Genomic DNA, 15,455 nt, shown 5'->3' on the forward strand with positions numbered 1-15,455 from the left:
CGGACAATGGAAGATTAACTCGCTATGAATTAAATGCTTATCCTTTTGAGATAATAATCGGCTTGCAAAGGTACGGTTTTTCTTAGAACTGGCAAAAGTTTTCCACTTTTTTTTAGAGAGCCACTTGGCTGATATACAACAGACAAAGTTATCCTGCGGAGAAACGAAAGAATCTCCGCTAGAACAACTCTTTATGATGCGGCCTTCATCGGCCAATGCCGTCATAGAAGACCTTCAAAGCTGCATTGAGAAAGAAACGGGAAAGAGAAAGAAATATCAACGGACAAGGTCCTCGGGGAATTTCGCGGGCATGCCCACCCGCTTCCATGTTTCATGGAACCATGTATTCAGTTCATTCCCATTCAAGTCCTTAGCTATAAAATACTTCAGGTACATTACCCCGTCGTCCCCTATTTCAAACTCCAGTATATTGTCTTTGTGGTCCAACATGGGCAGATGGATGTTTTTCTCAATACTTTCCTTATAGGAACTATCCGTCAGCTGCTGATAAGTCCCATACCCCGTGATGATGGCATCCTTGCCTGGAATAATTGTAAAGTTGACAATGCGGCCGTCATCACTCAGCACTTTAAAGGTATTACTCGGTTTCAATATCCCGGGAACATCCGGGATTTCGGACACATAATGACATAACTGCCAAATTCCTGCCAGTTCCGCAGGCCTAAACTCTGCGCTCTCCTGCGCATTGGCTCCCGCTACCGCAAGCAGCACCGCTGCCAGCATGGTAAAGAAATAGTTCCGTTTCATATTCGTATGATGTTGGTTAACGTTATGTCGTTCCGCTAGACACAAATATAAAGATTTATTTTGAGATTATAACATTTTTGGGTATAAAAAAACCGCACAAACAACAGAATGTTTGTGCGGATGATTTTATCCAGTTTGTATATTCCGAAACCTAGAACTCGGCGTTGCGCGGCGTACGCGGGAACGGTATGACATCACGAATATTCGTCATGCCCGTAACGAACAGCAGCAAGCGCTCAAAGCCTAAACCGAACCCGGAGTGGGGACATGTACCGAACTTACGGGTATCGAGATACCACCACATATCCTTCATCGGGATGTGAAGTTCGTCAATGCGCGTCATCAGCTTGTTGTAATCCGATTCACGTTCGGAACCGCCAATGATTTCTCCAATCTTCGGGAAGAGTACATCCATGGCACGCACGGTCTTGCCGTCTTCGTTCTGCTTCATATAGAACGCTTTGATTTCCTTCGGATAGTCAGTCAGGATAACCGGACGCTTGAAGTGGTCTTCCACCAGATAGCGCTCGTGTTCGGAAGCCAAGTCAACTCCCCAGTACACCGGGAATTCAAACTTATGCCCTTTGGCAACAGCCTCTTCCAATATCTTGATACCTTCCGTATAAGGCAGGCGCACGAAGCTTTCTTTCAAGACACCTTGCAGACGTTCAATCAAGCCCTTATCAAACATGTCATTGAGGAACTTCACATCGTCGGCACAGTTGTCCAAAGCCCACTGTACACAATATTTGATGAAATCTTCCGCCAGGTCCATATTGTCCGTAATATCATTGAACGCCACTTCCGGCTCAATCATCCAGAACTCTGCCAAGTGGCGGGGAGTATTGGAATTCTCGGCACGGAACGTAGGACCGAATGTATAGATGGCTCCCAATGCAGTAGCGGCAAGTTCGCCTTCCAACTGTCCGGAAACAGTCAGGCTGGCCTGCTTTCCGAAGAAGTCATCATCGTAAATAATGGAACCGTTCTCATCTTTCTTCAAGTCGTAAAGGTTCTTCGTAGTCACCTGGAACATCTGGCCTGCGCCTTCGCAGTCGGAAGCCGTGATAATCGGAGTATGAAAATAGAAGAATCCTCTGTCATGGAAGAACTTGTGGATGGCAATCGCCATATTATGACGAATACGGAACACAGCCCCGAACGTATTGGTACGGGGACGCAGATGGGCTATCTCACGGAGGAACTCCATGGAATGACCTTTCTTCTGCAACGGATACGTGTTATCGCAAGTTCCCAGCACTTCGATTTCGCGGGCCTGCACTTCGGCCTTCTGACCGGAACCGACAGATTCCGTCAGCACACCGTTTACGCTCAAACAAGCACCGGTAGTAATCTCTTTCAGCATCTCCTCATCGAAGTTACCCAAGTCTACTACAATCTGCACATTATTTATTGTAGAACCGTCATTCAGCGCGATAAAGTTTACTTGCTTACTACCTCTGCGGGTACGAACCCAGCCCTTCACGTTGACCATAGCGCCAAAATCTTCACGCTTCAGCAGGTCAACAATCTTTGTTCTACTAATCTTTTCCATAAAACAGTTATTATACCTTATTATATATTACTCAAAAGAACCCATGCGCAGGAAGTTCACCTCTTGTTCCGTGAGGTAACGCCATTCGCCGCGGCGCAGGCCTTTCTTGGTTAAACCGGCAAAATACACACGGTCCAGTTTCATCACCTTGTATCCCAGCGATTCGAAGATACGACGCACGATACGATTCTTGCCGGAGTGGATTTCAATACCGACATCATCTTTCTTGAAGTCATCCGTATAGCTGATGGCATCTGCATGGATTTCCCCGTCATCCAGTTGAATACCGGCTGCAATCTGCTCCATATCGGCTTTTGTCAGGTTCTTGTCCAAATGCACATGATATATCTTCTTCTTCAGATACTTGGGATGCGTCAGCTTGGAAGCCAGGTCACCATCGTTTGTCAGCAGCAATACACCTGTAGTATTGCGGTCCAGACGACCTACCGGATAAATACGTTCGTCGCATGCGCCCTTCACCAAATCCATCACCGTGCGACGTGCTTGGGGGTCATCCGAAGTAGTCACAGTATCCTTCGGCTTGTTCAGCAGTACGTAAATCTTACGTTCTATGCTGACCGTCTGGTCGTGGAACTTCACTTCATCACCGCGCTTAATCTTGGTTCCCAATTCCGTCACCACCTCTCCGTTTACAGAAACGACTCCGGCAGTGATGAATTCATCAGCCTCGCGACGGGAGCAAACACCGGCATTGGCCAGGAATTTGTTCAAGCGGATAGGCTCGTTCGGGTCCACAAACTGCTCCTTATATTCTATCTGTTTCTTCTTGCTGTACTTAGCATTGGGGTCATAATCGGCCGAACGACGGACTGGACGGCTATAGCTGTCTCTGTTGCCGTATCCGCCAGGTCTTCCACCACCCGAATTGAAGCGTGGACGATAAGGACGGTCACCACCCTCATTATTGTAGCGAGGACGCTGCGGACGGTCGCCATCTTCGCTGTTGTAGCGCGGACGATAGGGACGGTCCGTATTATAAGAACGGTCGCTGTTGTAGGAGCGGTCGCCGTTATAAGGACGTTGCGGACGGTCACCACCCTCATTGCCATAACGCGGGCGCTGCGGACGGTCACTATTATAAGGGCGTTGCGGACGGTCGCCACCTTCGCTGTTATAGCGCGGACGGTAAGGACGGTCACCCGAATTGTTTCCATAAGGGCGTTGCGGACGGTCGCCGCCTTCGCTGTTATAGCGCGGACGATAGGGACGGTCGCCATTATCGTTATTGTAACGAGGACGCTGCGGACGGTCACCATTGTCCGCACCAGGATTAAAGCGCGGGCGATAAGGGCGGTCACTGTTATAAGGACGCTGCGGGCGGTCCCCGTTTTCACTGTTAAATCTGGGGCGATAAGGACGGTCGCCATTATCACGGTTGTAAGACGGACGGCTGTAGCCACCTTCCTTGTTAAATTGGTTACCATCGCGGCCGGCACCTGAGTTCTCCTCTGCGGAAGAAGCATCACGCCAAGTTTCGTTTTCTGTACTCATTGTTTTTTATTCGAATAAAATTAAACCTTGGCCTCACGGCCATTCATTGTCTCTATTATACCTTGAATTTTATATGTTTCTATAACAATTGCCGGAGTAAAAAGTTGAAATTCCTCCGGTACACTTCTGTGGTTGCTTAAATTCCCGTATAAGTATGGGGGGTAATCACCCGCAATTCTTTCTTTATCTCTTCACTTACATTCAGTCCCTCTATAAATTCCTTGATAGACGCTTCCGTAATGGCCTGATTGGTACGGGTCAACGCTTTCAACGCTTCATAAGGATGCGGATAGGCCTCGCGGCGCAGAATGGTCTGGATAGCCTCGGCCACCACGCTCCAGCAATTGTCCAGGTCACGGTAGATGGCCGGTTCGTTCAACAGCAACTTACGCAAACCCTTCAAAGAGCTTTGTATGGCAATAATGATATGCCCGAACGGCATACCCACATTGCGGAGCACGGTAGAGTCCGTCAAGTCACGCTGCAAACGGGAAACCGGCAGTTTTACCGCCAAGTGCTCAAGAATAGCATTCGCCATACCCAGGTTTCCTTCCGCATTTTCAAAGTCAATCGGGTTCACCTTGTGCGGCATCGCGCTGGAGCCCACCTCACCGGCTTTAATCTTCTGCTTGAAATATTCCATAGAGATATATTGCCAGAAGTCACGGTTCATATCAATCATCACCGTATTGATGCGCTTCATGGCATCAAAGATGGCAGACAGATTATCGTAATTGGATATCTGGGTAGTATACTCCTCGCGTTCCAAGCCAAGCTTTTCGGAAACGAACTTATTGCCGAATGCCTTCCAGTCATATTCCGGATAAGCCACATGATGGGCATTGTAATTACCCGTAGCGCCACCGAACTTTGCTGTCACCGGACAAGCCTTCAGCGTTGCCAACTGGCGTTCCAGACGGTAGACAAACACCATTACCTCCTTGCCCAAACGGGTAGGCGAAGCCGGTTGTCCGTGTGTCTTGGCAAGCATGGGGATAGCGGCCCACTCTTCCGCATAAGCACGGAGCTGCGCTATCAGTTCCTCTATTTGAGGATAGTACACCTGCTCCAACGCCTCCTTTACAGACAAAGGAACAGACGTATTGTTGATATCTTGTGAAGTCAGGCCAAAATGGATGAACTCCTTATAGTCGTCCATACCACCCAACTTATCAAACTCTTCTTTTAAGAAATACTCCACAGCCTTCACATCATGGTTCGTCACACTCTCAATATCCTTGATGCGTTGCGCGTCGGCTTCGGAGAAGTTACGGTAAATGTTTCTCAAGGTTTCGAAAACACCCTTATCCACCCCTTTCAGTTGCGGCAAAGGCAGCTCACACAGCGTGATAAAGTATTCTATTTCAACTTGTACACGGTATTTAATCAGTGCAAATTCTGAAAAATAGGCAGCCAAAACATCCGTTTTGCCTCTGTATCGACCGTCAATCGGAGAGATTGCGGTAAGTAAATCAAGTTTCATACGTCGTATTTATGATGATAATTATCGGACTGCAAAATTACTGCTTTTTTCTGAGTAACAAGACATAAAGGATAAAGATTTTAAGAAAAGGAAGTTAACGGATAAAAAAATGGCCTTACAATCACTTGCAAGACCACCTTCGAATGAAAATTTCCAGTGGGCGTTGACGGATTCGAACCGCCGACCCTCTGCTTGTAAGGCAGATGCTCTGAACCAGCTGAGCTAAACGCCCGTACACTTCCGTTTCAAAAGCGATGCAAAGGTACAGCTTATTTTGACATTACCAAAACTTTTGCATAATATTTTTCGATATTTTTTTAGTCATTTAGCGACACGCTCTGTTTCTCAAGCATTTAGTACGTTCACTTTTTTGCCTCATTTTTCCGGATGACCTTTGCCGGATTACCAACGGCTATGCTATCGGATGGAATATCTTTCGTCACCACACTACCCGCACCGATGATACAACGGTCGCCGATGGTGACGCCTGGACACAGAATGGCACCGCCGCCAATCCAGCAATCCTCTCCTATCGTCACCGGATAGGCATATTCCTTTTCCGTACGACGCTCGATATAATCCATCGGATGATGGGGAGTGTATATCTGTACGCATGGACCGACCAACGTATGGGCACCAATCGTGATATATCCCCCGTCCAGGAAAGTGCAATTGGCATTGACAAAGACATGCTCACCCAGCCGGATCCCATCCCCGTGGTCGCAATGGAAGGGCGGGCAGATGATGGAAGTAGCAGGAATACCTGGCACCAGTTCCTCCAGCAAACTCCGGTAATCCTCATCGTAAGTACTCATCACACGCATTTTTGCCAGCAAGCGCTTGGCATGCTCGAACTTCACCTGTATCTCCGGAACGGACATATCCGCCAACTGGGAGCTACGCATTTTTTCCACTTCATTCATATTATTTCTTCTTTTGATTCATACAGAGACTCAGCCCCGAACAAAAATACGGAAATAAACGCAGTATACCAAAAGAGCGGAAAACCTTTCGGCTTTCCGCTCCTGCAATCGTTTACAGAGCAAACAATTTATTTGTACTCCTGCCAGCTCTTAATCTGGATATCTTCCAGCTTCATTTCACAGAATGCCTCGATAAAGGCACTTGCCAGGCGGGCATTGGTAATCAACGGAATGTTGTGGTCGATGGCACCGCGACGAATCTTGTAGCCATTGGTCAGCTCGCGTTTCGTATGGTTCTTCGGAATGTTGACAATCAGGTCGAAGGCATGGTCGGCAATCATCGTCATCACGTTGTTTTCCGCATCCGGGCGTTCATCCGGCCAGTAAACGGCTTCCGTCGTCACGCCATGGGCGTTGAGGAAAGCGGCTGTACCTGCCGTAGCATAAATCTTATAGCCTTTGGCAAAGAGCATGCGGCTGGCATCCAGCAAATCCACCTTGGACTTCATGGCTCCGGAGGAGAACATCACGCCCTTCTCGGGACGGGGGATTCTGAATCCGGTAGCAATCATGGCATTCAGCAATGCTTCGGAGAAGTCGTCGCCAATACAGCCTACCTCGCCCGTAGACGACATGTCCACACCCAATACCGGGTCTGCCTTGTGCAGACGGGAGAAGGAGAACTGGCTTGCCTTCACACCGATACGGTCGATGTCGAATGCCGACTTGTCCGGTTGTGTATAGGGAGCGTCCAGCATGATACGGGTAGCAGTCTCGATGAAGTTACGCTTCAGCACCTTGGATACGAACGGGAAGCTGCGCGATGCACGGAGGTTACACTCGATAACCTTCACCTCGTTGTTGCGTGCCAGGAACTGGATATTGAAAGGACCGGAAATATTGAGTTCCTTCGCAATCTGGCGGCTGATTTTCTTGATGCGGCGTGCCGTTGCAAAGTAAATCTTCTGTGCCGGGAATACCAGCGTAGCGTCACCGGAGTGTACACCGGCAAACTCTACGTGCTCGGAGATGGCGTATTCCACCACTTCACCGTTTTGGGCAACAGCGTCGAACTCGATTTCCTTGGTGTTCTGCAAGAACTGGGATACCACCACCGGATATTCCTTAGATACCTCAGCAGCCATCTTCAAGAAGTTTTCCAGTTCTTCTTCATCGTAGCATACATTCATCGCAGCACCGGAGAGTACGTAAGACGGACGCACCAGTACCGGATAGCCCACCTTCTCTACAAAGCCTTTCACATCTTCCAGGCTGGTGAGTTCCTGCCAAGCCGGTTGGTCGATGCCCAGCTGGTCGAGCATGGCAGAGAACTTGTTACGGTTTTCGGCACGGTCGATGGAGATGGGGGAAGTACCCAACACGGGAACTGACTGGCGGTGAAGCTTCATTGCCAGGTTGTTCGGTATCTGTCCACCCACGGACACGATGACACCGCGCGGCTGCTCCAGGTCGATAACGTCGAGCACACGCTCGAAGGAGAGCTCGTCGAAGTAGAGACGGTCGCACATGTCGTAGTCCGTAGAAACGGTTTCGGGGTTATAGTTAATCATGATGGACTTGTAGCCCAGCTTGCGGGCAGTCTGGATGGCATTCACCGAGCACCAGTCGAACTCTACAGACGAACCGATGCGGTAAGCGCCCGAACCAAGCACAACCACTGATTTTTCATTCTTATAATAGTTCACATCATAACCTTGAACGGCATACGTCATGTAGAGGTAGTTCGTCAGTTCCGGATGTTCGGAAGCCACCGTATTGATGCGCTTCACGGCGGGCAGGATGCCCAGCTCCTTACGACGGGCGCGTACGGCAAGGTTTTCCTTCTCCATATTGCCTTGCGGATTCAGCACGAAGCGGGCAATCTGGAAGTCGGAGAAGCCAAGCACTTTGGCTTCGCGCAGCACGTCGGCGGGGATGTCTTCCACCTTATTATATTGGGAAAGTTTCTGCTTGTAGTCTACGATGTTCTTCAGCTTGCCCAAGAACCAGGGGTCAATCTTGGTCAGCTCAAAGATGCGGTCGATGGCATATCCCTTTTCCAGAGCCTCGGCAATGGCAAAGACGCGCAGGTCGGTGGGATGTGACAGTTCGTAATCCAAGTCATCGAACTCCACTCCCTCATTGCCCACGAATCCGTGCATTCCCTGACCAATCATACGCAAGCCCTTCTGGATAATTTCTTCAAAGGAACGTCCGATAGACATGATTTCGCCTACCGACTTCATGCTGGAGCCAATTTCGCGGCTGACACCTACGAACTTTGTCAAGTCCCAACGCGGAATCTTGCAAATCAGGTAGTCAAGCTGCGGAGCTGCATATGCCGAGTTGGGAGTTCCCATCTCGCCGATTTGGTCGAGCGTATAGCCCAACGCAATCTTGGCAGCCACGAATGCCAGCGGATAACCGGTAGCCTTGGAAGCCAATGCGGAAGAACGGGACAGACGGGCGTTCACCTCGATGACACGATAGTCGTTTGTCTCGGCGTTGAACGCATACTGGATGTTACATTCGCCCACGATGCCCAGGTGGCGGATACATTTGGTGGAAAGCTCCTGCAACATTTTCACCTGCTCGTCGGTCAATGAGCAAGTGGGAGCCACTACGATGGACTCACCCGTATGGATGCCCAGCGGGTCGAAGTTTTCCATGCTTGCCACCGTGAAGCAGTGGTCGTTGGCATCGCGGATTACCTCGAATTCAATTTCCTTCCAACCCTTCAGAGACTCTTCTACCAGAATCTGCTTGGAGAAAGTGAAAGAGCTTTCGGCCAATTTAATGAAGGCTTCCTCGTCCGGACAAATACCGCTTCCCAGTCCACCCAGAGCATAAGCCGAGCGCACCATCACGGGGTAGCCAATCTCGCGGGCTGCCTTCAGTGCGTCTTCCATGCTCTCCACAGCGTGGCTCTTCGGAGTCTTCATCGGAATCTCGTCCAGCTTCTTCACAAAGAGGTCACGGTCTTCGGTGTACATAATCGCCTCAACGGAAGTACCCAGCACGCGCACGCCATATTTCTGAAGAATTCCGTTCTGGTAGAGTTCCGTACCGCAGTTCAGCGCCGTCTGTCCGCCGAATGCCAGCAAAATGCCGTCGGGACGTTCTTTCTTGATGATTTCTTCCACAAAATAGGGAGTTACCGGCAAGAAATAAACTTGATCGGCGATACCTTCCGATGTCTGGATAGTAGCAATGTTCGGGTTTACCAAAACAGAACCGATACCTTCTTCGCGCAACGCCTTCAGCGCCTGCGAACCGGAATAGTCAAACTCTCCGGCCTGACCAATCTTGAGCGCACCAGAACCCAAGACAAGCACTTTCTTTAAATTCTTTTCCATATTCTCTTGTTGTCTATTAAGTTACGAGTTACAAGCTACGAACTACGAGTTGTAGCTATTTCACAAAAAAAATGCGTCACCCAATAAAGGATTAACGCATTACCAAAGAACTAAAAATATCTTTCTCGAAAAAAGAGAAACTGACGGCTCCCGAATGAAATTCATTCGAACGGAGGTTATATTTGCTTCTCATTTCCTGCGATTGCATAGTCTCTTTAAAATTTGTGCAAAGTAACGACTTATTTACGAAAAGAGCAAATTGTGGCATATTTTTTTGTATAAAAGAAACGTCATCCTCCATAATAGAAGAGCGGCCGTCGCCCACAACCGAAATCTTTTTCCGAAAAATGCGATTCCATATAAAAAAGAAAGACTATATCTCAGTAAAGGCATTTGCGGATAAATATGAAGATTCTCCCCACCAAAACTTGCTTTTCTCGCCACGGAAACTTACCTTTGTACCTATACAAAAATAGAACAAGGATTCTGTTTCTACAAACAAAGCCTTTATTCTTAAAAATAAAATTTCTATTCCTTGGAATAAAGGCTTTATTCTAAGATTTCTCCGCCACCAAAAGAACTTTGCTCCGCAGGGAAAAGGACTTTGCAACGAAGGAAAGAAAAGAAAGGAGAACGCAACAATGACCACACGCTACCAAATGAAAGAAATGCCCGACTTGCAAGGCACGGGCGAACCAATCACCTACCCCAAGATGGTGATGACCGGACAGACCGGCACGCGCGAACTGGCGGAATACATCGCCATGACCTCGGGATTCTCGAAAGGCGTAACCGAAGGAATTATCTGCGAACTGGGCGAAGCCCTGGCCCACGAAATGGGAATGGGACGCTCGGTGAAGATAGAAGGATTGGGCGTATTCACCCCCGCACTGTCCATCTACCCCGACAAGGAACGCGAACAGCCCCAAGAAAGCACCACGAAGCGAAACGCGCGGAGCATCTACGTAAGTGGCGTGAACTTCCGCACAGACAAGGCCTTGATTAGAGAAACCAACCATTGGTGCGAACTGGAACGTGCCTCCTGGAAACCCGCACGTTCGTCGAAGAAATACACTCCCGAACAACGTCTGGCTCTGGCGCATCAGTATCTGGACAAGCATGCCTTCCTTACTGTCAGCATCTACCGGCAACTGACCGGACTCGTCCGCTCCACCGCCACCGTGGAACTGCGCAAATGGGCACATACTCCCGGCAGCGGAATCGATACAAGCGGCATCGGAAGCCATAAGGTATACGTGAAAAGGAAAGAAAGCGTCATCCCTTGAGGTTTCGATAATTATAGGTATCTTTGCCGGTCCTAATGGCTTTTACACAATGAAGAAACTAAAAAATACATAATATGGCAAAAGAAAAAATCATCCTTACGGGCGACCGCCCCACAGGACGCCTGCACATAGGACACTATGTAGGCTCATTGAGAAGAAGAGTGGAACTGCAAAACTCCGGCTTGTACGACAAGATTTTCATCTTCATCGCCGACGCACAAGCGCTGACGGACAATATGGAGAATCCGGAAAAGGTGCGCCAGAACGTCATCGAGGTGGCACTGGACTACCTGGCTTGCGGACTGGACCCGACGAAGAGTACCATCTTCATCCAATCCCAGATACCGGAACTCTGCGAACTGACCTTCTACTATATGGACCTGGTGACCGTGAGCCGCCTGCAACGCAACCCGACGGTAAAGACCGAAATCCAGATGCGTAATTTCGAGACAAGCATCCCCGTAGGTTTCTTCACCTACCCCATCAGCCAGGCAGCGGACATTACCGCCTTCCGCGCCACTACCGTGCCCGTGGGCGAAGACCAGGAGCCGATGATTGAACAAGCTCGTGAAATCGTACGCCGTTTCAACTATATATATGGTGAAACCCTCGTGGAACCGGAAATCCTGTTGCCCGACAATGCAGCCTGCCTGCGCCTGCCGGGAACGGACGGCAAAGCCAAGATGAGCAAGAGCCTCGGCAACTGTATCTATCTTTCGGACTCTGCCGACGAGGTGCAGAAGAAGGTGAAGAGCATGTATACCGACCCCGACCACCTGCGTGTGCAAGACCCCGGAAAATTGGAAGGCAACACCGTATTCACTTACCTGGATGCCTTTTGCCGTCCGGAACACTTCGGCCTTTATCTGCCCGAATATCCGAATCTGGACGAACTGAAAGCCCACTACCAACGTGGCGGTCTGGGCGACATGAAAGTGAAGAAGTTCCTCAACGAAATTATGCAGGAGACACTGGAGCCTATCCGCAACCGCCGCAAGGAGTTTGAAAAAGACATTCCCGCCATCTACGACATGCTGAAGAAAGGTTGCGAAACTGCCAGGGAAACCGCTGCCGCAACCTTGGACGATGTACGCAAGGCTATGAAGATAAACTACTTTGATGATGCGGAACTGATTGCAGAGCAAGTAAAGAAATTCGGCGGAGAATAAGGGATAGGAGATACGAGTTACAGAAGTTACGAGTTACAAGGAGCTACCTGTTACAAGTTACTGGTTACAAAAAATGAGGGGCATGCGTCATAATAACGCATGCCCCTTCTCATTTCTATAACTCGTAACTCCTTGTAGCTTGTAGCTCGTAGCTTTCTAATTGGCAGATTTCACCAATACCACACGGTTCAGAATCGGCTGTCCGAACTTATCGACACCACCACCGGCATCCACCTTCAGGCGGTCAGCAGGAATTCCGTATTGTTTTACCAATACATCGACCACGGCTTGTGCACGCTTCAAACTCAACTCTTTGTTGAATGCCGGCGTACCGGTTGCAGAGTCTGCATATCCGTTTACAGTGTAAGTGGCGTTCGGGAACTGTTTCATCTGGTCTGCCAGATAAGACAAGTTCATTGCTTCACGTGGAGAGACTTCGGCAGAACCGATATTGAAGAATACGGTACGCGGTGCTATATCCGGATCGGGAACAATCACTTCGGTTTCCGTAACTTCGGCCACCGGCTGGTTCTGTGCAGCCACCAATGCATTCTGCAGCTGCTGGTTGGCAGCTCCCATCTCTGCAAGCTGTGCCTGCATGGCAGCCAGCTCTACCTGAGAAATCAACTGAGGCATCGGGCGACGGAATCCACGGGCGGGGAAACGGTATGTCAACCCTACCGTTGCACTCAGCACGCCATCATATCCATGATCGCCGCCAACTTCGCCATCGAACTTATCTTCAACGCCCATTGCGCTCAGCTCCAGGTTAATATCTATCGCATTGGAAATACGGAAGCGATTGATGATACCCGCGTTTACAGACAGAGCTTCGCGGTGAGGCTTTGTGTAGTTGTGAGTGAAGCCAGCACCTACATAAGGAATGATTTCATACACACGGTGCTGGTTGTATCCTCCAAACAGCGCATTCAGATTGAACATCACATCTCCGTGCAGATTCATATAGTCGAAACGCTGTTTGTAGTAGCCGTCATCCATCTGAGTGCCTTTCACGTAGTCAGCACCTGCATCATACGTATATCCTCTTGCCTGAAGGCCGCTATATTGCAGACGTACTCCCAGTCCCGGGGTGAACCATTTGCCGATGGCAAAATTCAGCGTCGGACTGATACGCTTGCCAAAACTTCCTGCCTTATCATTATCTCCAAAAGTTGCTTCGGCACCACCGCCTATAGAGAAAAACCAATTACTCCAGAACGGATTAGTGATTACCTGATATTTATCCTGAACCTGGATAACACCAAATTCTTCCACAACTTCAGTCTTTTGCTGCGCCATGGCAACAGAAGACACACCAGCTAAAGCCAGTAACATTAGAATCTTTTTCATATACCTTAAAATAGTTAAGTGGTTAATTAAACTCTTTATCATTCAAACTGTCTAATTAACGCCAACAGAACTAAAAGGTTCTGAATATTTGTACTTTTTTTGCCTTGATGCAAAAGAAAGTACTCTTCCTTATTTGGAGAAAAGCTTTTCTATGTCGTCTTCTTTAATGGTCGCCAGCACCGTCTTTCCGTCCGGAGTATAATTCGGGGATGGGCATGCAAACAGATTGTCCACGAGATTGGACATTTCCTCGTTGCTCAGCACTTGTCCATAGACGATGGCCGCAGCACGTGCCAAGGTCGATGCAAGAATTGTCTGCACCTCTTCCTTAACGTCATTCCCTTTTTCCATAGCAGTATGTACCATATTCCGGACCAATTCTACCGGGTTCAACCCCTCTATGCCCGAAGGTATGCCGTTGATGGCATAGCTGCCGCCACCCAGCGGGCTCAAATCGAAGCCTACTGCCGACAAATCTTCCAATATACTTTCCAGTACGGCAGCTTCCGAAGCCGGCAACTGGATAATCTCCGGAAACAATACCCCCTGGGATACGCCTTGTTTCTGTCGAATCTGGCTCATATAGCGGTCGAACAATACCCGGACATGCGCCCGGTGCTGGTCTATCAGCATCAGACCCGATTTAACGGAAGTCAGAATAAAACGCCCCTTGAACTGGAAGTGTTGCGCTCCTTTCTCTACCGTTGCCTCATTGCCATAGAAAGAGGCGCTTGCTCCGGAAGGAACCGTTTCCTGGAAATAAGGAACCCTCTCCTCCTCTCTTGGAGCCGTACCGGTAACCGTATCCTCTACAAAAGGCTCTTCCTCCATCGGCTCGTTCATCCTGCTGGCTTTTTCCAAACCGGAATAAAGCCCCTCCCACTCCACTTTGGGGCGCGAATAATTGCCACCGCCTCCATAGGAAGAAGCGGAAGACGTCTTGAAGGGATTGAAATCCGTGTTATAGTGTACCTTCGGAGGCTCTATCGGACGAGCCTGCTCGAATGCAGGAATATCCGGCATGTCCTCGGTATCAAAATCGATAGTAGGTATAGCGCTAAACTTGCCTAAGGATTCCTTGACCGCAGCCGACAGAATCTGCCAGATAGCCTGCTCATTCTCGAACTTAATCTCCGTCTTCGTCGGATGGATGTTCACATCGATATTGGCAGGGTCTACCTCGAAATAAATAAAGTAGGAGATTTGCTCACCGGCAGGAATCAGCTGCTCATAAGCGTCCATCACCGCTTTGTGGAAATAGGGGTGACGCATATAACGCCCGTTCACAAAAAAGTATTGGTGCGCTCCTTTCTTGCGCGAGGTTTCCGGCTTGGCAACAAAACCGGAAATCTTTATCATCGTCGTATTGACGTCTACGGACAGCAACTGCTGATTCAGTTTCTTTCCGAAAACTGCCATGATGCGTTGCCGCAAAGGCATTACCGGAAGATTGAACAATTCCGTATCATTACTATACAGATAGAAGGCTACCTCAGGATGCACCAGCGCTATACGCTCGAATTCCGTAAGGATATTGCTCAACTCCGTAGAGTTGGCTTTCAGGAATTTACGCCGGGCAGGAATATTGAAGAATAGGTTCTTGATGGAAAAATTGCTTCCCTTAGGGCAGGAAACGGCTTCCTGGCCCTCGACTTTAGAGCCGGCAATCAACAGTCGCGTCCCCAGTTCCTCGCTGGCTGGGCGTGTTTTCAACTCCACTTCAGCTACCGCAGCAATGGAAGCCAACGCTTCTCCACGGAAGCCCATGGTGCGTAGGGCAAACAAATCGGCAGCTTCGCGTATCTTTGAAGTTGCATGGCGTTCAAAAGAAAGACGCGCATCCGTTTCGGACATCCCCTTTCCGTCATCAATCACCTGGATGCAGGTCTTGCCCGCATCGGTAATCAGCACATGTATTTCCTCTGCTTCGGCATCAATTGCATTTTCCACCAATTCCTTCACAACAGATGCCGGACGCTGAATCACCTCTCCGGCAGCAATCTGATTGGCAACCGAATCGGGCAGCAAATGAATGATATCGCTCATGATAATG

General features: G+C 49.1%; 10 protein-coding genes and 1 tRNA gene. 2 read left to right on the forward strand and 9 right to left on the reverse strand.

Annotated elements, in window-relative coordinates:
• Nucleotides 1-276: 276 nt before the first annotated feature.
• The 7 genes from DW800_RS08660 to carB all read right to left on the reverse strand — a co-directional run bounded on the left by DW800_RS08660 (nucleotide 277) and on the right by carB (nucleotide 9,597).
• Nucleotides 277-768, reverse strand: a complete 492-nt coding sequence (locus tag DW800_RS08660) for a DUF4488 domain-containing protein (RefSeq protein WP_117703915.1) — start codon at nucleotides 766-768, stop codon at nucleotides 277-279.
• Between the two features lie 151 nt (nucleotides 769-919).
• A complete protein-coding gene (gene asnS, locus DW800_RS08665; protein ID WP_005829597.1) occupies nucleotides 920-2,323 on the reverse strand; it encodes an asparagine--tRNA ligase in 1,404 nt (467 codons plus the stop codon).
• Between the two features lie 27 nt (nucleotides 2,324-2,350).
• Nucleotides 2,351-3,835 carry a pseudouridine synthase gene (locus DW800_RS08670; protein WP_008664272.1) on the reverse strand — a complete coding sequence of 495 codons (1,485 nt, stop codon included), beginning with the start codon at nucleotides 3,833-3,835 and terminating at the stop codon, nucleotides 2,351-2,353.
• A gap of 136 nt (nucleotides 3,836-3,971) precedes the next feature.
• Nucleotides 3,972-5,318: an adenylosuccinate lyase gene (purB, locus tag DW800_RS08675; RefSeq protein WP_005829591.1), complete on the reverse strand. Its 1,347-nt coding sequence runs from the start codon at nucleotides 5,316-5,318 to the stop codon at nucleotides 3,972-3,974.
• Nucleotides 5,319-5,475: 157 nt separating this feature from the next.
• Nucleotides 5,476-5,550, reverse strand: a tRNA-Val gene (locus tag DW800_RS08680).
• A gap of 130 nt (nucleotides 5,551-5,680) precedes the next feature.
• The gene (locus DW800_RS08685) at nucleotides 5,681-6,241 is read right to left on the reverse strand and encodes a sugar O-acetyltransferase (protein WP_044467352.1); all 561 of its coding nucleotides are present in this window, start codon (nucleotides 6,239-6,241) and stop codon (nucleotides 5,681-5,683) included.
• Between the two features lie 128 nt (nucleotides 6,242-6,369).
• Nucleotides 6,370-9,597, reverse strand: coding sequence for a carbamoyl-phosphate synthase (glutamine-hydrolyzing) large subunit (gene carB, locus DW800_RS08690; RefSeq protein ID WP_005833447.1), 3,228 nt, complete (start codon nucleotides 9,595-9,597; stop codon nucleotides 6,370-6,372).
• Between the two features lie 641 nt (nucleotides 9,598-10,238).
• Between carB and DW800_RS08705 the strand changes: the two genes are divergently transcribed.
• Nucleotides 10,239-10,883, forward strand: a complete 645-nt coding sequence (locus tag DW800_RS08705) for an HU family DNA-binding protein (RefSeq protein ID WP_005833449.1) — start codon at nucleotides 10,239-10,241, stop codon at nucleotides 10,881-10,883.
• Nucleotides 10,884-10,957: 74 nt separating this feature from the next.
• Nucleotides 10,958-12,052 (forward strand): tryptophan--tRNA ligase, encoded by a 1,095-nt coding sequence (gene trpS / locus DW800_RS08710; protein WP_005829577.1) that lies wholly within the window; start codon nucleotides 10,958-10,960, stop codon nucleotides 12,050-12,052.
• A gap of 156 nt (nucleotides 12,053-12,208) precedes the next feature.
• On the opposite strand, the gene DW800_RS08715 is transcribed toward trpS, so the two are convergent.
• Both DW800_RS08715 and mutL read right to left on the reverse strand, forming a co-directional pair.
• The gene (locus DW800_RS08715) at nucleotides 12,209-13,402 is read right to left on the reverse strand and encodes an OmpA family protein (RefSeq protein WP_009037822.1); all 1,194 of its coding nucleotides are present in this window, start codon (nucleotides 13,400-13,402) and stop codon (nucleotides 12,209-12,211) included.
• A 129-nt stretch (nucleotides 13,403-13,531) separates the two neighbouring features.
• Complete coding sequence (gene mutL, locus DW800_RS08720) at nucleotides 13,532-15,448, reverse strand: DNA mismatch repair endonuclease MutL (RefSeq protein ID WP_005829573.1); 1,917 nt, start codon at nucleotides 15,446-15,448, stop codon at nucleotides 13,532-13,534.
• Nucleotides 15,449-15,455: the final 7 nt, after the last annotated feature.

The organism is Bacteroides sp. AM32-11AC (assembly GCF_003603515.1).
Lineage (GTDB): Bacteria > Bacteroidota > Bacteroidia > Bacteroidales > Bacteroidaceae > Bacteroides > Bacteroides uniformis.

What these genes read in the sequence shown, in the direction of transcription:
- DW800_RS08715 (WP_009037822.1), bottom strand. Translation starts at nt 13,402, where the DNA reads ATGAAAAAGATTCTAATGTTACTGGCTTTAGCTGGTGTGTCTTCTGTT.
- purB (WP_005829591.1), bottom strand. Translation starts at nt 5,318, where the DNA reads ATGAAACTTGATTTACTTACCGCAATCTCTCCGATTGACGGTCGATAC.
- trpS (WP_005829577.1), top strand. Translation starts at nt 10,958, where the DNA reads ATGGCAAAAGAAAAAATCATCCTTACGGGCGACCGCCCCACAGGACGC.
- mutL (WP_005829573.1), bottom strand. Translation starts at nt 15,448, where the DNA reads ATGAGCGATATCATTCATTTGCTGCCCGATTCGGTTGCCAATCAGATT.
- DW800_RS08660 (WP_117703915.1), bottom strand. Translation starts at nt 768, where the DNA reads ATGAAACGGAACTATTTCTTTACCATGCTGGCAGCGGTGCTGCTTGCG.
- DW800_RS08685 (WP_044467352.1), bottom strand. Translation starts at nt 6,241, where the DNA reads ATGAATGAAGTGGAAAAAATGCGTAGCTCCCAGTTGGCGGATATGTCC.
- DW800_RS08670 (WP_008664272.1), bottom strand. Translation starts at nt 3,835, where the DNA reads ATGAGTACAGAAAACGAAACTTGGCGTGATGCTTCTTCCGCAGAGGAG.
- carB (WP_005833447.1), bottom strand. Translation starts at nt 9,597, where the DNA reads ATGGAAAAGAATTTAAAGAAAGTGCTTGTCTTGGGTTCTGGTGCGCTC.
- DW800_RS08705 (WP_005833449.1), top strand. Translation starts at nt 10,239, where the DNA reads ATGACCACACGCTACCAAATGAAAGAAATGCCCGACTTGCAAGGCACG.
- asnS (WP_005829597.1), bottom strand. Translation starts at nt 2,323, where the DNA reads ATGGAAAAGATTAGTAGAACAAAGATTGTTGACCTGCTGAAGCGTGAA.